Source organism: Pseudomonas baetica (assembly GCF_002813455.1).
GTDB lineage: Bacteria > Pseudomonadota > Gammaproteobacteria > Pseudomonadales > Pseudomonadaceae > Aquipseudomonas > Aquipseudomonas baetica.
Window position 1 is genome coordinate 643,553 of sequence record NZ_PHHE01000001.1, and the last position, 18,047, is coordinate 661,599.

Annotated in this window: 18 protein-coding genes; 11 read left to right on the forward strand and 7 right to left on the reverse strand. The window is 58.4% G+C overall.

All coding sequences use genetic code 11. The annotated features are described in order from the left end of the window. The first annotated feature begins 189 nt into the window (after positions 1-189). The 3 genes from brnQ to ATI02_RS02910 all read left to right on the forward strand — a co-directional run bounded on the left by brnQ (position 190) and on the right by ATI02_RS02910 (position 2,837). Entirely contained in the window at positions 190-1,503 is a 1,314-nt protein-coding gene (gene brnQ, locus ATI02_RS02900) for a branched-chain amino acid transport system II carrier protein (RefSeq protein WP_095191617.1), read from the forward strand. Between the two features lie 195 nt (positions 1,504-1,698). Next, positions 1,699-2,436 carry a DUF599 domain-containing protein gene (locus ATI02_RS02905; RefSeq protein WP_095191618.1) on the forward strand — a complete coding sequence of 246 codons (738 nt, stop codon included), beginning with the start codon at positions 1,699-1,701 and terminating at the stop codon, positions 2,434-2,436. Continuing rightward, positions 2,436-2,837: an MAPEG family protein gene (locus tag ATI02_RS02910; protein WP_100845375.1), complete on the forward strand. Its 402-nt coding sequence runs from the start codon at positions 2,436-2,438 to the stop codon at positions 2,835-2,837. Before ATI02_RS02905 ends, ATI02_RS02910 begins: the two co-directional genes overlap by 1 nt. A gap of 77 nt (positions 2,838-2,914) precedes the next feature. On the opposite strand, the gene ATI02_RS02915 is transcribed toward ATI02_RS02910, so the two are convergent. Next, complete coding sequence (locus tag ATI02_RS02915) at positions 2,915-3,151, reverse strand: hypothetical protein (RefSeq protein ID WP_007959016.1); 237 nt, start codon at positions 3,149-3,151, stop codon at positions 2,915-2,917. A 158-nt stretch (positions 3,152-3,309) separates the two neighbouring features. Between ATI02_RS02915 and ATI02_RS02920 the strand changes: the two genes are divergently transcribed. The 4 genes from ATI02_RS02920 (at position 3,310) to ATI02_RS02935 (ending at position 7,018) form a co-directional block, all read left to right on the forward strand. Continuing rightward, the gene (locus tag ATI02_RS02920) at positions 3,310-3,786 is read left to right on the forward strand and encodes a PaaI family thioesterase (protein WP_095191620.1); all 477 of its coding nucleotides are present in this window, start codon (positions 3,310-3,312) and stop codon (positions 3,784-3,786) included. After that, a complete protein-coding gene (locus tag ATI02_RS02925; protein ID WP_100845376.1) occupies positions 3,783-4,235 on the forward strand; it encodes a PaaI family thioesterase in 453 nt (150 codons plus the stop codon). The genes ATI02_RS02920 and ATI02_RS02925 overlap by 4 nt, the downstream gene beginning before the upstream one ends. A gap of 81 nt (positions 4,236-4,316) precedes the next feature. After that, positions 4,317-6,221, forward strand: a complete 1,905-nt coding sequence (gene htpG, locus ATI02_RS02930) for a molecular chaperone HtpG (protein ID WP_095191627.1) — start codon at positions 4,317-4,319, stop codon at positions 6,219-6,221. A gap of 68 nt (positions 6,222-6,289) precedes the next feature. Further along, positions 6,290-7,018, forward strand: coding sequence for a dienelactone hydrolase family protein (locus ATI02_RS02935; protein WP_100845377.1), 729 nt, complete (start codon positions 6,290-6,292; stop codon positions 7,016-7,018). Positions 7,019-7,161: 143 nt separating this feature from the next. Here the strand turns inward: ATI02_RS02935 and ATI02_RS02940 are convergent, their stop codons facing one another. Both ATI02_RS02940 and ATI02_RS02945 read right to left on the reverse strand, forming a co-directional pair. Next, the gene (locus ATI02_RS02940) at positions 7,162-8,025 is read right to left on the reverse strand and encodes a pirin family protein (RefSeq protein WP_095191623.1); all 864 of its coding nucleotides are present in this window, start codon (positions 8,023-8,025) and stop codon (positions 7,162-7,164) included. A gap of 61 nt (positions 8,026-8,086) precedes the next feature. Then, positions 8,087-8,503, reverse strand: coding sequence for an OsmC family protein (locus ATI02_RS02945; protein WP_095191624.1), 417 nt, complete (start codon positions 8,501-8,503; stop codon positions 8,087-8,089). 128 nt (positions 8,504-8,631) lie between these two features. Here ATI02_RS02945 and ATI02_RS02950 point away from each other — a divergent pair, with 128 nt between their 5' ends. Further along, complete coding sequence (locus tag ATI02_RS02950; protein ID WP_100845378.1) at positions 8,632-9,687, forward strand: amidohydrolase family protein; 1,056 nt, start codon at positions 8,632-8,634, stop codon at positions 9,685-9,687. Between the two features lie 130 nt (positions 9,688-9,817). Further along, a complete protein-coding gene (locus ATI02_RS02955) occupies positions 9,818-11,443 on the forward strand; it encodes a methyl-accepting chemotaxis protein (protein ID WP_100845379.1) in 1,626 nt (541 codons plus the stop codon). Between the two features lie 181 nt (positions 11,444-11,624). Here ATI02_RS02955 and ATI02_RS02965 read toward each other — a convergent pair whose 3' ends face one another. The 4 genes from ATI02_RS02965 to purM all read right to left on the reverse strand — a co-directional run bounded on the left by ATI02_RS02965 (position 11,625) and on the right by purM (position 15,499). Beyond that, positions 11,625-12,956 carry an IS4 family transposase gene (locus ATI02_RS02965; protein WP_100845381.1) on the reverse strand — a complete coding sequence of 444 codons (1,332 nt, stop codon included), beginning with the start codon at positions 12,954-12,956 and terminating at the stop codon, positions 11,625-11,627. 112 nt (positions 12,957-13,068) lie between these two features. Then, on the reverse strand, positions 13,069-13,782 hold the full coding sequence (locus ATI02_RS02970) for a DUF3108 domain-containing protein (RefSeq protein WP_095191712.1): 714 nt from the start codon (positions 13,780-13,782) through the stop codon (positions 13,069-13,071). Positions 13,783-13,790: 8 nt separating this feature from the next. After that, complete coding sequence (purN, locus tag ATI02_RS02975) at positions 13,791-14,441, reverse strand: phosphoribosylglycinamide formyltransferase (RefSeq protein WP_100845382.1); 651 nt, start codon at positions 14,439-14,441, stop codon at positions 13,791-13,793. Next, positions 14,441-15,499, reverse strand: coding sequence for a phosphoribosylformylglycinamidine cyclo-ligase (purM, locus tag ATI02_RS02980; protein ID WP_095191710.1), 1,059 nt, complete (start codon positions 15,497-15,499; stop codon positions 14,441-14,443). The genes purN and purM overlap by 1 nt, the downstream gene beginning before the upstream one ends. A 373-nt stretch (positions 15,500-15,872) precedes the next feature. On the opposite strand from purM, the gene ATI02_RS02985 reads away from it, so the two are divergent. Both ATI02_RS02985 and ATI02_RS02990 read left to right on the forward strand, forming a co-directional pair. Beyond that, complete coding sequence (locus tag ATI02_RS02985; protein WP_100845383.1) at positions 15,873-16,931, forward strand: DUF2066 domain-containing protein; 1,059 nt, start codon at positions 15,873-15,875, stop codon at positions 16,929-16,931. 34 nt (positions 16,932-16,965) lie between these two features. Next, entirely contained in the window at positions 16,966-18,039 is a 1,074-nt protein-coding gene (locus ATI02_RS02990) for an AI-2E family transporter (RefSeq protein ID WP_095191708.1), read from the forward strand. Positions 18,040-18,047: the final 8 nt, after the last annotated feature.

The following is an 18,047-nucleotide window of genomic DNA, read 5'->3' on the forward strand; positions in this document are numbered from 1 at the left end:
CGGATAGTTCGCCCTCTAACAGTGCGTTTGTAAGCCAAATTCGTTAGGCTAACAGCCATTTTTGCGTCTGCCGCCCACAAGGCATGCAACGCGCTATACGGGTCAGTCCCATACGGATCGACAGCATTTCCCTAATCCCACAGGGCAATCCCCCTCTAAATTCCGATTCAGTAGTGTGGTATTACCTTAATGAAAGTTTTGAAAGGTCAGGACATCCTGGCACTTGGTTTCATGACATTTGCCCTGTTCGTCGGGGCTGGCAACATCATCTTCCCGCCGATCGTTGGTTTGCAGGCTGGCCCTCACGTCTGGATGGCGGCGCTGGGCTTTCTGATCACAGCGGTCGGTTTGCCGGTGATCACCGTTGTTGCACTGGCGAAAGTCGGCGGGGCAATGGATGCACTGAGCAGCCCGATCGGCAAGATCGCTGGCGGCATTCTGGCTGCGGCGTGCTACCTGGCGGTGGGCCCGTTGTTCGCCACCCCGCGTACCGCAACCGTATCGTTCGAAGTCGGTCTGGCGCCGCTGACCGGTGAAAGCCCGCTGGCACTGTTCCTCTATAGCTCGGTGTACTTCCTGCTGGTGTTCTTCATCTCGCTCTATCCGGGCCGTTTGCTGGACACCGTGGGCCGTTTCCTCGCGCCGCTGAAGATCATTGCGCTGGCAGTACTCGGCATCGCCGCATTCGCCTTGCCGGCCGGTGATATCGGTAGCGGTACTCCGGAATACGTGGCTGCACCGTTCTCTCAAGGTTTCATCAATGGCTATCTGACCATGGATACCCTGGGCGCACTGGTGTTCGGTATCGTCATCGTTAACGCGATCCGCTCCCGTGGCGTCGAGTCACCTGCGCTGATCACCCGATACGCGATCATCGCCGGGCTGATCGCCGGTGTCGGTCTGGCGCTGGTGTATATCAGCCTGTTCCGCCTCGGTTCCGGCAGCCACGAAGTCGCCGTCGGTGCTACCAACGGCGCGGCGGTGTTGCACGCTTACGTGCAACACACCTTCGGCTCGCTGGGCAGCGGTTTCCTTGCAGTGCTGATCTCGCTGGCGTGTCTGGTGACGGCGGTCGGTCTGACTTGCGCCTGTGCCGAATACTTCAGCCGAGTGTTGCCACTGTCCTACAAGACTCTGGTGATCATTCTGGCGGCGTTCTCGTTGTTGGTGTCCAATCTGGGGCTGACCAAGCTGATTGCCTTCTCGATCCCGGTGCTCACCGCGATCTACCCGCCGTGCATCGTCCTGGTGGCGCTGAGCTTTTGCAAAGACTTCTGGCATGAACACGGTCGCATCCTCGGCCCGGTGATGCTGGTCTCGTTCCTGTTTGGCACCATCGACGCCCTGAAAGGCGCTGGTCTGGCCGACTGGATGCCGTCGCAGCTTTCCCACCTGCCGCTGAGCGAGCAGGGCCTGGCGTGGCTGGTGCCATGTGTGATGACCCTGGTGGTTGCGGTGGTCTGTGATCGCCTGCTGGGCAAGCGCAGCGAAGCCATTGCCTGAGGTTTCCTGACCCGCCACAAGCGGGTCTTGAGCGCTTGAACAGAAATGCCCCGTATCAATCGATACGGGGCATTTTTTATGCGCGTCAGGCAGTGTCTTTTTCCCTAGGCTAACGTCGAAGGGTTGCCGAAGTCCTAATGTGGGAGCGAGCAGGCTCGCTCCCACAGGTAGCATCCATACTCCACAGGGAACCGCATGTCGTTCATCCAAGCCAACCTGATCCATCTGCTCGCCGCCCTCTGGTTCGTCATCTGCTGGGGCGGTTACACCCGTTACGCCAGTTGGAAGGCTCGCGACACCGCATGCCTGGCCAGTGTGTTGCACCTGTATCGCGAGGACTGGATGCGTCGCATGTTGCTGCGTGACAACCGCATCGCCGACGCCAGTGTGATTGGCAATCTGGAGCGTAATGCCTCGTTCTTCGCCTCCAGCACCCTGATTATTCTCGCCGGTATTCTCACGGTGCTTGGCGCCTCCGAGCGCGCGGTGTCTTTGCTGGCAGACATACCGATGGTGCAGCAGGCCTCGCAAGGCATGTCGGAGATCAAGTTGCTGTGTCTGGCGCTGGTGTTTGTCTATGCGTTCTTCACGTTCAGCTGGTGCATGCGTCAGTATAATTTTGCGGCGATCCTGATCGGCTCGGCGCCCATGATCGGTGAGCGACAAGTCTCGGAGCAGGAGCGCAAGGCCTTTGCTTCGCGGGCGGCGCGGGTGATTTCCATGGCGGCTAACCAGTTCAACTTCGGCCTGCGCTCCTATTATTTCGGCATGAGCATGCTGGCGTGGTTCGTCAGCCCGTGGCTGTTCATGATCATGAGCGCCGGCGTGGTCGTGGTCTTGTACCGCCGCGAATTTCATTCCGACGTTCTCGATGTGATGGTCTATACCCCTACAGAGGCGCCCATCCCCGAGGCGAACAAAGAGGTCGTTTGATGAGTATTCCGTTCTGGTGTGTGTTTATCAGTGCATTGTTGATTTACATCGCGCGTATGCCCGTGGGCAAGGCCATGAAGGAGCAGGGCGGTTACGACAACCACCTGCCACGCCAGCAGCAGGCGCAACTGACCGGGTACGGCGCGAGGGCATTGGCGGCGCACCAGAACAGTATCGAAGCGTTCATTCTGTTCGCGGTGGGCGTGCTGATGGCGCACACCACGCAAACACAAGGCTGGTTGATCGATACATTGGCGATCATTTTTGTGATCGCTCGCATTATCTACTTGTGGTTTTACCTGGCGGATCTGCCGAAGCTGCGCAGTCTGGTATGGCTGGTCGGCTTAGTGTGTTCGTTGTTGCTGATGATTAGTCCGACTTTTAGAACCCTGTTGCTCTAAGTCGGCAGTAGCGATAAATCGCAGGCAAAAGAAAACCCGCACTTGGCGGGTTTTCTTTTTTTACACCGAAAAGCTGATTATTGCTTCTTGGCGGCTTCTTCTTGTGCAGCGGCGTTCGATTCAGCCTGAGCTTTGGCAGCTTCGGCGTTTTCTTTCGCGGCGTCGTTCACTTTATCCTGAGCTTTGTTCATGTCTTGCTGAGCTTGTTCAGCATGTTGGTTGGCATCTTGAGCTTTGTCCTCGGATTTTTTATCGCAGGCAGCGAGACCGAGGGAAGCGGTCAACATCAAGGCAATAGCTAAAGTCTTACGCATGGGGTGTTTCTCCTTATGGAAAATAACTACTGGCCTTAAGAACTCGACGCTGAGGGTTAAGTTCCTCATTTCTTTCAGATATATAAGTTTGTTTTTTAGTGGAACTTTTGCGCTATTTGCTACTACTGGCCAAAGGCTCTAACGAGAGTAATTATCAAATGGCTGAAAACCCCGTTTTTGAGCGTGCGACACGATTTCTTTCGGCATTGCGGCACTGTCAGGTACTCGGTTTGCGAGTGCACAGCGCCTCCAGTGAAGGGCTGACGGTGATCCTGCCGTACAGCGAAAAAATAGTCGGCAATCCGCAGACCGGAGTGATTCACGGCGGGGCGATCACGTCGTTGATGGACACCGCGTGCGGGATGTCGACTCTGTGTGTGTTACCGGAATTCGAAGTCTGCCCGACCCTCGATCTGCGCATCGACTACATGCACGCCGCTGAACCGAACAAAGATGTCTACGGCTTTGCCCAGTGCTACCGGGTAACAATCGATGTGATCTTCGCCCGTGGTTTTGCTTATCAAGACGATCCCGAACAGCCGATCGCCCATGTCGTCGGCACCTTCATGCGCATGGGTAAAAACATCAAAGGCACAAAAGGCTTCGGCGGCGTAATCAAGGGGGAGGGGCAATGAGCGACGACTTCAAGTACCAGTTGCAACAGGCCCACGCGCAGGGCGATTACGCACCTCTGTTGAAGTTGATCCCGTATGCCGGACTGATTGGCATCGAGTGCTCGCGGGTCGGCGATGAGTTGCTGTTCAAACTCCCGGCGAACAAGGACAACATTGGTAATCCTTTATTGCCGGCGATTCATGGCGGCGTGATCGCCGGGTTCATGGAGCTGGCTGCAGCCCTGCATTTGCTGGTGTTTACCGGCGCACCGGGAGTGCCAAAGATCATCGATTTTTCTCTCGATTACCTGCGCACCGGGCAGTTTCGCGACACTTGGGCCAAGTGTCAGGTCTGCCGTCAGGGCCGGCGGGTGGCGAACGTCGCGGTCACCGCGTGGCAAAGCACTGAAAGCGAGCCGATTGCCACCGCGCGTGCGCACTTCAAAATCGATGAGCCCTTGAAATCCTGAACAGTGCCCCAAACTCAGATGACAACCCGCCGCCGACCATTCGGGTCGCGGCTTATGCCATCTGATTGGAGTTTGATGACCATGAGTGTGGAAACTCAAAAGGAAACCCTGGGCTTCCAGACCGAGGTAAAGCAGCTGCTGCACCTCATGATCCATTCGCTGTATTCCAACAAGGAAATCTTCCTTCGCGAATTGATCTCGAACGCCTCTGACGCTGTCGACAAGCTGCGCTTCGAAGCCCTGGCCAAGCCTGAGTTGCTCGAAGGTGGCGCCGACCTGAAAATCCGCGTGAGCTTCGACAAGGACGCCAAGACCGTCACCCTCGAAGACAACGGTATCGGCATGAACCGTGACGATGTGATCACCCATCTGGGTACCATCGCCAAATCGGGCACCGCCGATTTCATGAAAAACCTCTCGGGCGATCAGAAGAAAGATTCGCACCTGATCGGCCAGTTCGGTGTGGGCTTCTACTCCGCCTTTATCGTCGCTGACCAGGTTGACGTGTACAGCCGTCGTGCCGGTACCCCGGCCAGCGAAGGCGTGCACTGGTCATCGAAAGGCGAGGGCGAATTCGAAGTCGCTACCATCGAAAAACCTGAGCGCGGCACTCGCATCGTCCTGCACCTGAAAGCGGCGGAAGACGAGTTTGCTGATGGCTGGCGTCTGCGCAACATCATCAAAAAGTATTCCGACCATATCGCGCTGCCGATCGAGCTGCCGAAAGAAGTCACCGCAGCTGAAGGTGAAGAGCAGCCTGCGCAGGAATGGGAAACCGTCAACCGCGCCAGCGCTCTGTGGACCCGTCCGCGCACTGAAGTGAAGGACGAGGAATACCAGGAGTTCTACAAGCACATCGCTCACGACTTTGAAAATCCGCTGGCCTGGAGTCACAACAAAGTCGAAGGCAAGCTTGAATACAGCTCGCTGCTGTACGTGCCGGCCCGCGCACCGTTCGACCTGTACCAGCGTGAAGCGCCGAAGGGCCTGAAGCTGTACGTGCAGCGCGTGTTCGTGATGGATCAGGCCGAGTCGTTCCTGCCGCTGTACCTGCGCTTCATCAAAGGCGTGGTCGACTCCAATGACCTGTCGCTGAACGTGTCGCGGGAAATCCTGCAGAAAGACCCGATCATCGACTCGATGAAGTCGGCGCTGACCAAGCGCGTACTCGATATGCTGGAAAAACTGGCGAAGAACGAGCCTGAGCAATACAAAGGCTTCTGGAAGAACTTCGGTCAGGTCATGAAAGAAGGCCCGGCTGAAGACTTCGCCAACAAAGAGAAAATTGCCGGTCTGCTGCGTTTCGCATCGACCAATGGCGACGACGGCGAGCAGATCGTCGGTCTGGCTGACTACCTGGCGCGTGCCAAGGAAGGTCAGGACAAGATCTACTACCTCACCGGCGAAACCTACGCGCAGGTCAAGAACAGCCCGCACCTGGAAGTCTTCCGCAAGAAAGGCATCGAGGTGCTGCTGCTGACCGACCGCATCGACGAGTGGCTGATGAGCTACCTCAGCGACTTCGACGGTAAGTCCTTCGTTGACGTGGCACGCGGTGACCTCGATCTGGGCAACCTGGACTCGGAAGAGGACAAGAAAGCCGCAGAAGAAGTCGCCAAGTCCAAAGAAGGTCTGGTCGAGCGTCTGAAAACCGCGCTGGGTGATTCCGTGGCTGAAGTCCGCGTCTCTCATCGTCTGACCGATTCGCCGGCCATTCTGGCCATCGGCGAGCAGGATCTGGGTCTGCAAATGCGTCAGATCCTCGAAGCCAGCGGGCAGAAGGTGCCGGATTCGAAGCCTATCTTCGAGTTCAACCCAAGCCACCCGCTGATCGAGAAGCTCGACGGCGAGCAGAGCGAAGAGCGTTTTGGCGACCTGTCGCACATCCTCTTCGATCAGGCAGCGCTGGCGGCTGGCGACAGCTTGAAGGATCCGGCCGCGTACGTGCGTCGACTGAACAAGCTGCTGGTTGAACTGTCGGTTTAACCAAGTCGTATAAAAACCCGCTTCGGCGGGTTTTTTCATTCTGGTGTTTAACCAATCTGGAGTCAGAAATGAGCCAAGTCACTGTACGTTCCGTGGTCTATCAGATTGACGGCCAGCCTTATGAAGGTCGTCTGGCGTTCGATGCAGAGCATAAGGGCGCGCGTCCGGGTTTGTTGATGGCGCCGAACTGGATGGGTGTCAGCGCCGGTGCCGAAGAGATCGCCAAGTCGGTCGCGGCCAAGGGCTACGTGGTGTTGATTGCGGATGTCTACGGTCAGGCGGTGCGTCCGCAAAACGCTGATCAGGCCGGTGCGGCGATGATGCCGCTCAAGGATGACCGCGCACTATTGCGCAAGCGTATGCAGGCAGCGTTCGAGCAGCTGCAGAAGCAGGGCGAAGCGGCGGTCGATCTCTCGAAGCTGGCAGTGTTCGGTTTCTGCTTCGGCGGTTGCTGTGCCCTGGACCTGGCGCGTACCGGTGCGCCGGTGAAGGCGGCGGTGTCGTTCCACGGCACGCTGGATTCGCCGAACCCGGCGGATGCCAACAACATCAAAGGCTCGGTGCTGATGCTGCACGGCGCGTCCGACCCGTTGGTGCCGAAGGAGCAACTGCCGGCCTTCGAAGCTGAGATGAACGCGGCGAACGTGGATTGGCAATTGCTCAGCTATGGCGGTGCGGTGCACTCGTTTACCGATCCGCACGCCAATGTGCCGGGCAAGATGATGTACGACGCGAAGACTGCTGCGCGGGCGTTCAAGTCGATGCATGACTTGCTGGATGAAGTGTTCAAAGCCTGATTATTGGGCGTCTGCACTGGCCTCTTCGCGAGCAAGCCCGCTCCCACATGAAATTTGTGGTGGATTTAAAAACTGACAAACACCACCGATCCAATGTGGGAGCGGGCTTGCTCGCGAAGGCGGCCCATCAGGCGATACAAATCTCAGGGTAATTCAATCCGCTCAACTTCCCCCGGCACCGTCGGCCAATCCCCGGCCGCCCATTTACGCCGTGCCTCATCAATCGCCGCCGGATCGCTCGCAACAAAATTCCAGTTGATCCGCCGTGGCCCATCCAATGGCGCGCCGCCAAATACCACGGCGTGCACATCGCTTTCGGCAAACAGACTCATCTCTTCCCCGGCAGGCAATACCACCAACGCATGCGGCTCAATCGCCTCGCCATTCAACTGCGCATCCCCACTCAACACATAAACCGCCCGCTCTTCATGTTCGGTCGGAATTAGCAGGGTGGTCGCCGTTTGCATCTTCACTTCGGCGTACAGCGTAGGAGAAAGCACTGGCACCGGCGATTCCAGGCAAAAGCCTGACCCGGCAATCATCCTAATCTGCACACCAAGGTTATCGCTGACCGGCAAGGTTGCTGCCGGGTGATGGCTGTAATGCCCCGGGCCTTGTTCATGATCCTTGGGAGATGCCAGCCAGATCTGCAAACCGTGCATCGTGAAACTCTGATCCCACAGCGGCGCCGGCGTGCGTTCAACGTGAGCAATCGCGCTGCCGGCGGTCATCCAGCTGACATCGCCGGCGCTGACCACCTGATCAGAGCCGAGGCTGTCCTTGTGCTGAATCTGGCCTTCAAACAAATAGGTGAGGGTCGACAGGCCAATGTGCGGATGCTGTCGGATGTTCATGCCTTTGCCCGTCGGATAAACCGTCTCGAGCATGTGATCAAAAAACACGAAAGGCCCGACACTGCGGCATTTGGCTGATGGCAGTGGGCGCAGGATCGGCTGGCCTTCGACGTCTTCGGCGCGCGGGCGGATGATCAGTGGTTGCGTATCCATGGTGCATTCCAGGCTGAGCGGGTGATGCCAGAAGCATAACCCGCCGCTGGCATCAGGATGGTTATTGGCTGTCGAAGCCTTGTGGGGCGTGGGTTTCGATGCTCACTTCGCTGGTGGTCATCAGCTTGTGGATCGGGCAGCGGTCGGCCACTCGCAGCAGTTCTTCGCGCTGGGCGTCGGTGAGCACGCCTTTGAGGGTCAGGGTGACGTGCAGAGCGTATTTGCCTTTTTGCTCCTGGCTGTTGTCGCGCTTGACTTCGACACCCACGCCGGTCAGCGGGATGTCTTTTTTCTTCGCGTACATCTTCAGGGTCAGGGCCTTGCACGCACCGAGCGCCGCGTCGAAGTAATCGTGCGGCTCTGGCGCGGTGCCTTCGCCGCCGGCAGAAGTCGGCACGTCGGCAAACAATTCGTGGTCATCGATTTGTACGGTGTGACGAAAACCTTCAGCGGAGACGGTATTGACGGTAACGGTCATGGGAACCTCACTGGCAGTAGGAAAAGTCGTTCGATCAAAAAAGACCTTGCAGTTATAGAGCATTCCCACCGGCACGCGTTCCACTTTCCTGCGGGATGAACCCTTGTTGTCAGGGCGGGGTCTAGGCTATGCCTACTTGTCGGAGATTACTTGTGTCCCTGTATCGTTTAAGTCTCGCCTGCCTTCTGCTGTGTGCCGGCACCGCCAGTGCCCGCGAATACACCTACAGCGACGCGCACCTGCACTACGTGGATTTTTTCCAGGAAACCGCTGGCATGGCGAAACTGCTGACGGCCATGAAAGACAATGCCATCGAGCACGTGATGATTTCCGGCATTCCCGTGGCAAAGAAGTGGCACGAAGACGAGCCCAAGCGCCCGCGTTATTACGCCGGCGATGACGCCGACGCCTATTGGTACAGCGCCACCGATGTGATCGTTGCCGATGCGGTGCAAAAACTGGCACCCGAGCAGCGGCCGTACTTTCATCCGTTTCTGTCGGGTTTCAATCCCAACGACAAAAACTCTGCCGCACACATTCAACGCATGCTCGATCTGTATCCGGGGCTGTGGCAGGGCATTGGCGAAGTGTTTACCCGACATGATGACTTGACCGCACTGACTTCCGGTGACACGCCGCGCGCCAATAACGAGGCGATGACCAAGATCTATCACTTGGCTGCGGAAAATGATCTGCCGGTGATGCTGCATTCCAACATCACCTCAAAGCGTGAGAAAAATCCGCTGTACCTGAAGGAAATCGAAGAACCGCTGCGTAATCACCCGCACACACGGTTCATCTGGGCTCACGCGGGTACCAGTGCGGAAATCCATCGGCATCAGACGCAGCTGGACTTCCTCCTGCCGACCCTCACGCGGATGCTCGAGGCGTATCCGAATCTGTTTATCGACTTGTCGTGGAGCATGCTCACGCCTTATCTGCTGGACGAGCAGGGCCAGCCGCGCCCGCAATGGCTGGCGCTGGTAGAGAAATACCCGGAGCGCTTCATGATTGGCTCGGACGTCGTCGGGCGATTCAACAAGCTCGGTCAGGAAATGCACAGCTTCAAACCGTTTTTGGACGCTTTGCCGGAAGACGTCGCGCGGAAAGTAGCGAAAGACAACTTTCTGGCGATCTTGCCGCGAACTACGCTCAAGTCCGGCAAAACCACGCTGAATCGTTAATTCCGCGTGTTCGGAGTATTAAGGCCTTTTGATATCACCTTTTGGTCTTACGCAAATTTTCAACGGGCCGATACCTTCTAAAGCAACCAGCTGCAAGGTTGATGCAGCGCTTTTGGAAGGAACCAGAGCAATGAGTATCCGTAGTCTCAATATTGCCCCGCGCGCGGGCCTCGGTTTTGGCCTGTTGGCCCTGATGGTGTTTGCACTTGGGGCGTTCGCCCTGCTGCAAATGTTGAACATGCGTGCCCAGTCCGACGAGGTCGACAATAATTGGCTGCCGAGCGTGATGGCGGTCGGTGAGATGAGTCAGGACATGCTGCGCCTGCGGGCGTTGACCATGCGCCTGTTGCTCAATCGCGATCCGCAGGCGCTGCAACAGAACGTGGCCAAGCTCGACGAGCTGCGCGGGGTGTTGAGCGAAGCGCAGCAGCGCTATGACGTGCTGATCGTCCTGCCTGAGGAGCGCAAGTTATTTGATCGCTTCAAAGTCATCGAGCATCAATATCTGGAGTACCAGGCGCAAGTCATGCAATTGTCTGCTCAGGATCGGGTAGAGGAGGCGGCGACGATTCTCAATGGTCAGATGAGTCCGCTGGCCGATGAAATTGCGGTGATTCTGCGTGATCTGGTCGAGTTGAATAAACACAACGCCAACCTTTCCACCGAGGCGGCGCGGCTGGTGTTCATCAATTCGCGAGTGTGGGTGGGGATCATGATCGGTGTCACTGCACTGATCACCATTGGCCTGGCGCTGCTGCTGACCCGCAGCATCGTGCTGCCGCTGGCGCAGTCGCTTGGCGTGGCGCAAGTGGTGGCCGGTGGCGATCTGACTGGCGATATAAACATTTCCGGCAAGGACGAACCGGCGCGGCTGCTGCAGGCGCTGAAAAGCATGCAGCACAATCTGCGCGACACGATTCGACAGATCTCCGAGTCTTCCAGCCAATTGGCTTCAGCTTCGGAAGAGCTGAGCTGCGTCACGGAAGACGCCACTCGCGGGCTGCATCAGCAGAGCCTGGAGATCGAGCAGGCGGCGACGGCGGTGAATCAGATGACCGCTGCAGTGGAGGAGGTGGCCAGCAATGCGGTGGCGACCTCCGAAGCCTCGCGCGAATCCGATCGCATCGCCCAGCATGGTCGTCAGCAGGTGCAGCAGACCGTGACGTCAATCGAGTCTCTGGCCGAGGACGTTACGGCCAATGCAGTGCAAGTCGAAGACCTGGCGCAGAAGGTTCACGGCATCAGCAAAGTGTTGGACGTGATTCGCTCGATTGCCGAGCAAACCAATCTTCTTGCGTTGAACGCTGCCATTGAGGCCGCGCGGGCCGGTGATGCCGGGCGCGGGTTTGCCGTCGTGGCTGATGAGGTGCGGGCACTGGCGCATCGTACTCAACAGTCGACTCAGGAAATCGAGCAAATGATCGGCGGCATTCAGCAGGGCACGGATTCGGCGGTCAGTTCGATGCAGCAGAGCAATGTCCGGGCGCGCTCGACACTGGAGTTGGCCAAGGCGGCGGGGACGGCGCTGGAGGAAATCGCCTCGGCGTTCACCTTGATCAACGAGCGCAATCTGGTGATCGCCAGCGCTTCGGAAGAGCAGGCGGCGGTGGCGCGTGAGGTGGATCGAAATTTGATGAACATTCGCGATCTGGCGATGCAGACGTCGGCGGGGGCCAATCAGACCAGTGCGGCGAGCCAGGAGTTGTCGCGGTTGGCGGTGGATTTGAACAGCATGGTGGCCAGGTTCTCGGTCTGAGTTCGCTTTCCGAGCTGTAATTGCTCTTTGTGGGAGCGAGCCTGCTCGCGAAGGCGTCCGTTCGGTTAAATTTTTCAGTGGCTGGCACGCCGCTTTCGCGAGCAGGCTCGCTCCCACAGGGGATTGGTGTCGTTGCAGAAATCGCAGGCAATAAAAAGCCCCGCATCTGCGGTAATGCTGTTCACTTAAGCGGAGCAGCCTTGCGATCCACCGGAAACCGGGTTTTTGAAATCTTCACCGTCCTTGGCCTCGAAGGCCTTGGGCGGTGATCCAGAAACAGCCCGCCAACGCCTTTTCTAAGTTCCGCCAACCGTCTACCCGTCGCTGAAACAGGATTGGCCGCTGCCATTACGATCAATTGCACGGCGATGTACTGGCAAGCCGGCTTGAAACGGATGTCCGACGGCGCTCGACCAAACGCGACTGCTGCCTGACTTGCCTCCCGACGAATCACGTTGTAAGCCAGCAGCAACCCCCACACTTCCTGGTAGATCAGATCGACCTTTTTGCTGCGCAAGGTCATTGCGTTTTGCTGCATTGAGCTTTTGATATCCCTGAAGCCCAATTCGATTTCCCAGCGCTCCTGATAAAGCTTGGCAACAGACTTGGTGCTGTAGATCTTGGCCGGCAACGACGTCATGACTGTTTTTACTTTGCCTTGAATTTCATAACTGACTTCACGCGCCTCCCAGTGTGTAGGAAGAGTCGGATTTCGCTTTCTGGCTTGCGGCGACACTTTCATACGCACCAAACGATCATGCTGGTTGTAACGGGCTACCTCCTCGCAAACCAATCCCTTTTTTGCCGGAATCAGCCAATGACGGTGACTGCCGTCGCCGCTCAGGCTGAGCATGAGATCGGCGCTCCAGAACCCTTTATCGAACAACGTCACGGAGTGGTCGGGGATCTGCTGCAAAAACTCATCGGCCAGACGCATTTCGCTGCGTCGGTAAGGGCTAAGCTGTGCATCCAGGATCAGGTGTGAACGCACATTCATCAGCGCCACCAGGCGCAGCATGGGAAAGGGAGTCTGGCGGTCGGTCGAGGTGTTTCCAGAACCGAAATGGTCTCGCAACTCCGGTGTATCCGGCGTGCGCAGAAGCGCACCATCGACTGCAAATACTTGCAGATCCTGCCAGGCATCATCGGGATAGCGCTGCGCGCCCCATTGAGTACCCGTTTTGCGAAACAACCACTCAACCGGGTCGGCCCCCAGCCGCTTGCGGGCCTCGGTCACACCGCTACGGGCCAACAGATGGTCAGAAGCCAGACCTTGGGCGCAGATGTTCAAACGTCGGGCGACCTCATGAACGGGCTCGTCGCGAAACAATGCCATGCCGAGCACCAGCCAGAGCACTTGGTCGGCGGGCAATCGCCGTCGGCGAATGGTGGCCTGGCTGGACAGATCCAGCGCAGACGCGACCCACTCGATGGGAATATTTTGAGTGAATGTGCTCAAGTCACAGAAGTTGAAAAGATCGCCGAGGTCGAGCAAGTCCTGTTGAACAGACATAAAAAATCCGATGCCAGAGATCTGACATCGGATTTTCGAAGAAGCCCGGCGAGGATTCAAATGCTTAAGTGAGCAGCATTACGCATCTGCGGGGCTTTTCACATCTATCGGATCAGCTGCCTTTGACAGTCTTGCCGTTGACCGTGCCGTCCTGGAGCATGATGTTGTACTCCTTGCCGTCGGTTTCAACCTGTTGCAGGCGAACCAGCAGGTAATCCCAGTCCTTGGCGAACCAAAGGACGGTGATGCGCTTGCTTTGTGTCGGGTCGCGCACGCGCTCGACCTTGATCGCATCGATCTTGCCGGCTTTGGTTTCGACTTTCTCCGAACCCAGTACGCGGAAGTCATAGGTATCGACTTCGCCGTCATCGACCACTTGGTAGCTCATGGTCTTCTTGCCAGCGGCGACGTCATGCTGCAGCGCCAACTGATAAGTCGACTTGTCGACCATGCCACGGTTCAGCGGGATTTTCACCGCGTCGCCACGGTCAGTGCCGGTGACCATTTTGCTGTTCCAGTCGAAATCCAGATCAGCCTTCTTGGCCTTGCCCAGACCGCCACGTTCAAAGTGGTAGGACTGCGGCAGCAAGGTGTCCTTGTCCAGGGTCAGGGTGCTTTGTTCGCTCAGGCTGGCGATCATCATCGAGGCCTTGAAGCTGAGCGTCCAGACGCCGTTGGCACCTTTTGTCAGGCTGCGTTCGGCGGTGCCGCTCATGGGCAACTGCTTCCAGTCGGCGGTGTAGCTGGCGGAGAACGGTTGAAGGTCTGCCGCCTGCGCGAATGGCAGGGTGAGCAGTGCGCAAGCAAAGAGCAGGGCGCGACGCATAATATCTCCTAGTGTCGAATCAAGTGGCCGCTGGCCGCGAGTAACTGGCCGTCCAGTAAAGCACCTTGCTCCCCGAGTGCCAGTCTGCCTTCGGCAAACCAGCGTACAGCCATCGGGTAGATCAGGTGTTCCTGAACATGCACTCGCTGCGCGAGAGTCTGCGGCGTGTCGTGCAACTCTACCGGTAATACTGCCTGTACGACCAGTGGTCCGCCATCGAGTTCCTCCGTGACGAAGTGCACGGAGCAGCCGTGTTCCGTGTCGCCGGCCTCCAGCGCGCGCTGATGAGTGTGTAACCCTTTGTATTTGGGTAGCAGCGACGGGTGGATGTTGAGCAGGCGCCCTTGATAGTGGCGAACGAAGTCAGCGCTGAGAATGCGCATGAAACCGGCCAGTACCACGAGTTTTGGATTGAATTCGTCGATCAGTTCGATCAGGGCGGCATCGAAGGCCTCGCGACCTTCGAAGGCCTTATGATCCAGCGAGCGGGTGGCGATACCCGCGTCACTGGCGCGTTGCAGGCCGTAGGCGTCGGCGCGGTTGGAAATCACCGCAGCGATGCGGACCGGGCTGTCGCCGGTCCGCGTGCTGTCGATCAGGGCCTGCAAGTTACTGCCGGTGCCGGACAACAGCACCACGACATCACAGGTTGCGGACATTAATGAGCCTTAAGGTTCTTCAGTTCAACCTGAGCAGCGCCTTCGGCAGCTACAGCGATCTGACCGATGACCCAAGGCTGTTCGCCGGCTTCACGCAGGGTGTTCAGAGTGATATCAACGTGCTCCTGAGCCACGCAGATGACCATGCCGACGCCGCAGTTCAGCACGCGGTGCATCTCGGTCTCGTCAACGTTGCCTTTCTCTTGCAGCCAGTCGAAGACAGCAGGGCGAGTCCAGCTGGCCACGTCAACCACGGCCTGAGCGCCTTTTGGCAGAACGCGCGGGATGTTGTCGAGCAGGCCGCCACCGGTGATGTGGGCCATGGCTTTGACGGCGCCGGTGTCTTTGATCAGCTTGAGCAGTGGCTTCACATAGATGCGGGTCGGGGCCATCAGCAGGTCGGTCAGCGGTTTGCCGTCGAGCTGGGTGTTTTCGATGTCGGCGCCGGAGACTTCGATGATCTTGCGGATCAGCGAGTAGCCGTTGGAGTGCGGGCCGGACGATGGCAGGGCGATCAGGGCGTCACCGGTGGCGACTTTCGAGCCGTCGATGATTTCCGATTTTTCCACGACGCCGACGCAGAAGCCTGCCAGGTCGTAGTCTTCGCCTTCGTACATGCCAGGCATTTCAGCGGTTTCGCCGCCGACCAGCGAGCAGCCGGACAGTTCGCAGCCAGCGCCGATGCCGGTTACGACCTGAGTCGCGGTTTCAACGTTGAGTTTGCCGGTGGCGTAGTAGTCAAGGAAGAACAGTGGCTCGGCGCCGCACACCACCAGATCGTTGACGCACATGGCGACCAGGTCGATGCCGATGCTGTCGTGCTTGTTCAGGTTCAGCGCCAGACGCAGTTTGGTGCCGACGCCGTCAGTGCCGGAAACCAGCACTGGCTGTTTGTAACCGGCCGGGATTTCGCAGAGGGCGCCGAAACCGCCCAGGCCGCCCATGACTTCCGGGCGCGCAGTGCGCTTGGCGACGCTCTTGATGCGTTCGACCAATGCTTCACCGGCGTCGATGTCTACACCGGCGTCCTTGTAGCTCAGGGAGGGTTGCTTGCTCATGATCCAGGCCTTTAGGGGAGGGGATTCAGGGGTAACGACCGAGTTCAGCGGGAACATCGAAATCGAGGGGGCGAATGCCTCACGCGAGTTTCGAGGTGCCCGGCTGTTGCCGGTCTGCGAAGGCGCGCGATTTTATCAGGCTTGAGGGGCAGCGGCCATCCTCACGCCGACGGGCAGGGGCATATCAGCGGAAATTTTTTGCAATTGAGGCGCGTGGGTGTCTGTATAAGGTCTGCTCATTAACCGTCTATCGTTATCACTGTGCAAAAACTTACCGCTGTCGTGTGAATGTTTAGTGCTGGCAGATTGTCACAGTCTGGCTAAATCGGTTCACGCGGCCTGTTCCAGCCGCTCCTGTCGACGGGAATTTTCCATGCGTTTTTGTAAATTGTTGGTTGTGGGTTGTTTGTCTGTGGTCAGCCTGGCGAGTCATGCCGAAAACCTCAAAGGCCTTTATCAAGTGCGTCAGCCGGTCAGCAGTCAGGCGCCGCAAGAGCGTGATCGCGCGACCCAGGCTGCGCTGGACACGCTGGTGTTGCGCCTGACCGGTGATCCCAAGGCCCCGCAAAATCCGGGTTTGGCGGCGATTCGCAAGGATCCGCAGCAAATCATCAGTCAGTTCGGTTTTGACGCCGGGCCGCCGGAAGTGCTGAAAGTCGACTTTGATCCGAGCAGCACCGAACAGGCATTGCGCCGCGCCGGTTTGTCACTGTGGGGCGCCAGTCGGCCGTCGATTCTGAGCTGGTGGCTGAACGACTCTACAGAGGGTTCTAGCCTGGTCGGGGATGGCCAGTCCGCCGCCGCTCCGCTGCGTGCAGCCGCTCAGCACCGTGGCTTGCCCCTGCGTTTGCCACTGGCAGATCTGAGTGAACAACTGGTGGCCACGGCGCCTGCGCTGGAAGGCTCCGATCCGGCGCCACTGCGCGGCGCTTCGGAACGCTATAACGCTGACGCCTTGCTGGCGGTGCATGCGCGCGAAGAAGGCGGGCAATGGCAGGCCAAATGGCACTTGTGGCTGGGTGACCAAAAAGAGGCGGGCAGTGTGCAGGGCGCCGATCAGGCCGCCGTGGCTGACGCAGTGATGCTCGCGGTTGCCGAGCGTCTCGCGCCGCGATTCGTCGCCAAGCCTGGCGCTTCGGGGCAGCAGACCCTGGAAGTACAGGGCATGAATCTGGAGCACTACGCGGCGTTGTTGCGGTTGCTCGAACCGTTTGGTGTGCGTCTGCAAAGTGTTGATGGCGATCGCATCGTTTATCGGGTCAATGGTAGTGCCGATCAGATGCGCGCGCAGTTGTCGCTGGCGAAATTGCAGGAGTTGCCGGCAGAAGCGCCGGCCCCGGTGGCTACGCCTCAGCCTGCGGTGGCGGGAACGGCGCCCGTTGCGCCTCCGGTCCCGACACCTGCTGCACCGTCGTTGCGGTTTCGCTGGTAAGTCTTTCCTTATATAGAAGCAGTAGGAGTGGTACATGGCCGATACGCGGCGTTGGTTCTGGCTCGGTGGGATTGTCCTGCTTTGCGCGTTTGTGTGGTTGCTGCATCCGATCCTCACGCCGTTTCTGGTGGCGCTGCTGTTGGCGTATCTGTTTGATCCGCTGGTGGATCGGTTGGAGAAGCTCGGTTTGTCGCGCACCTGGGGCGTGATCGCGGTGTTTGCCTTGTTCACCCTGATCGTCACGGCGCTGATGCTGGTGCTGGTGCCGATGCTCGCCAAGCAGTTGCTGCGTTTGTACGAGCTGGCACCGCAGATGCTCGACTGGTTGCAGCACACGGCGGTGCCGTGGGCGCAGTCGAAGCTGGGCTTGTCTGACGGTTTCTGGAAGTTCGACAAGGTCAAGGCGGCGATTAGCGAGCACATGGGCCAGACCACCGACATCGTCGGCGTGGTACTGAGTCAGGCGACGGCGTCGAGTCTGGCGCTGATCGGCTGGCTGGCCAATCTGGTGCTGATCCCGGTGGTGAGTTTCTACTTGCTGCGCGATTGGGACTTAATGATGGCCAAGATCCGCAGCCTGTTGCCGCGTGATCGCGAGGAACGTGTGGTGGCGCTGGCCGGTGAGTGCCACGAAGTGTTGGGGGCGTTCGTTCGCGGCCAGTTGTTGGTGATGCTGGCGCTGGGCGTGATTTACGCGGCGGGGCTGATGATCGTCGGGCTGGAGCTGGGGCTGTTGATTGGTCTGATCGCGGGGCTGGCGGCGATCGTGCCGTACATGGGCTTTGTGATCGGCATTGGCGCGGCGCTGATCGCAGGCTTGTTCCAGTTCGGTGGCGATCTGTATCCGATGGTCGGGATCGTTGCAGTGTTCATGGTCGGTCAGGCTTTGGAAGGCATGGTGCTGACGCCGCTGTTGGTGGGTGACCGAATTGGTCTGCACCCGGTGGCTGTGATCTTTGCCATTCTGGCCGGCGGCGAGCTGTTTGGTTTCACCGGCGTGCTGCTGGCGCTGCCTGTGGCGGCGGTGATCATGGTGCTGGTGCGCCACGTACATGATTTGTACAAGGACTCCGACATTTATAGTGGGGTCGATGAGCCCGAGTTGTGATGGCGGCG

Excerpts from the sequence above, each read along its gene's own strand:
- purM (WP_095191710.1), bottom strand. The coding sequence starts at position 15,499 with ATGAGCAAGCAACCCTCCCTGAGCTACAAGGACGCCGGTGTAGACATC.
- ATI02_RS02905 (WP_095191618.1), top strand. The coding sequence starts at position 1,699 with ATGTCGTTCATCCAAGCCAACCTGATCCATCTGCTCGCCGCCCTCTGG.
- ATI02_RS02945 (WP_095191624.1), bottom strand. The coding sequence starts at position 8,503 with ATGACCGTTACCGTCAATACCGTCTCCGCTGAAGGTTTTCGTCACACC.
- ATI02_RS02955 (WP_100845379.1), top strand. The coding sequence starts at position 9,818 with ATGAGTATCCGTAGTCTCAATATTGCCCCGCGCGCGGGCCTCGGTTTT.
- ATI02_RS02920 (WP_095191620.1), top strand. The coding sequence starts at position 3,310 with ATGGCTGAAAACCCCGTTTTTGAGCGTGCGACACGATTTCTTTCGGCA.
- htpG (WP_095191627.1), top strand. The coding sequence starts at position 4,317 with ATGAGTGTGGAAACTCAAAAGGAAACCCTGGGCTTCCAGACCGAGGTA.
- ATI02_RS02935 (WP_100845377.1), top strand. The coding sequence starts at position 6,290 with ATGAGCCAAGTCACTGTACGTTCCGTGGTCTATCAGATTGACGGCCAG.
- ATI02_RS02950 (WP_100845378.1), top strand. The coding sequence starts at position 8,632 with ATGCCTACTTGTCGGAGATTACTTGTGTCCCTGTATCGTTTAAGTCTC.
- ATI02_RS02985 (WP_100845383.1), top strand. The coding sequence starts at position 15,873 with ATGCGTTTTTGTAAATTGTTGGTTGTGGGTTGTTTGTCTGTGGTCAGC.
- ATI02_RS02915 (WP_007959016.1), bottom strand. The coding sequence starts at position 3,151 with ATGCGTAAGACTTTAGCTATTGCCTTGATGTTGACCGCTTCCCTCGGT.
- ATI02_RS02910 (WP_100845375.1), top strand. The coding sequence starts at position 2,436 with ATGAGTATTCCGTTCTGGTGTGTGTTTATCAGTGCATTGTTGATTTAC.
- ATI02_RS02940 (WP_095191623.1), bottom strand. The coding sequence starts at position 8,025 with ATGGATACGCAACCACTGATCATCCGCCCGCGCGCCGAAGACGTCGAA.
- ATI02_RS02925 (WP_100845376.1), top strand. The coding sequence starts at position 3,783 with ATGAGCGACGACTTCAAGTACCAGTTGCAACAGGCCCACGCGCAGGGC.
- purN (WP_100845382.1), bottom strand. The coding sequence starts at position 14,441 with ATGTCCGCAACCTGTGATGTCGTGGTGCTGTTGTCCGGCACCGGCAGT.
- brnQ (WP_095191617.1), top strand. The coding sequence starts at position 190 with ATGAAAGTTTTGAAAGGTCAGGACATCCTGGCACTTGGTTTCATGACA.
- ATI02_RS02990 (WP_095191708.1), top strand. The coding sequence starts at position 16,966 with ATGGCCGATACGCGGCGTTGGTTCTGGCTCGGTGGGATTGTCCTGCTT.
- ATI02_RS02965 (WP_100845381.1), bottom strand. The coding sequence starts at position 12,956 with ATGTCTGTTCAACAGGACTTGCTCGACCTCGGCGATCTTTTCAACTTC.
- ATI02_RS02970 (WP_095191712.1), bottom strand. The coding sequence starts at position 13,782 with ATGCGTCGCGCCCTGCTCTTTGCTTGCGCACTGCTCACCCTGCCATTC.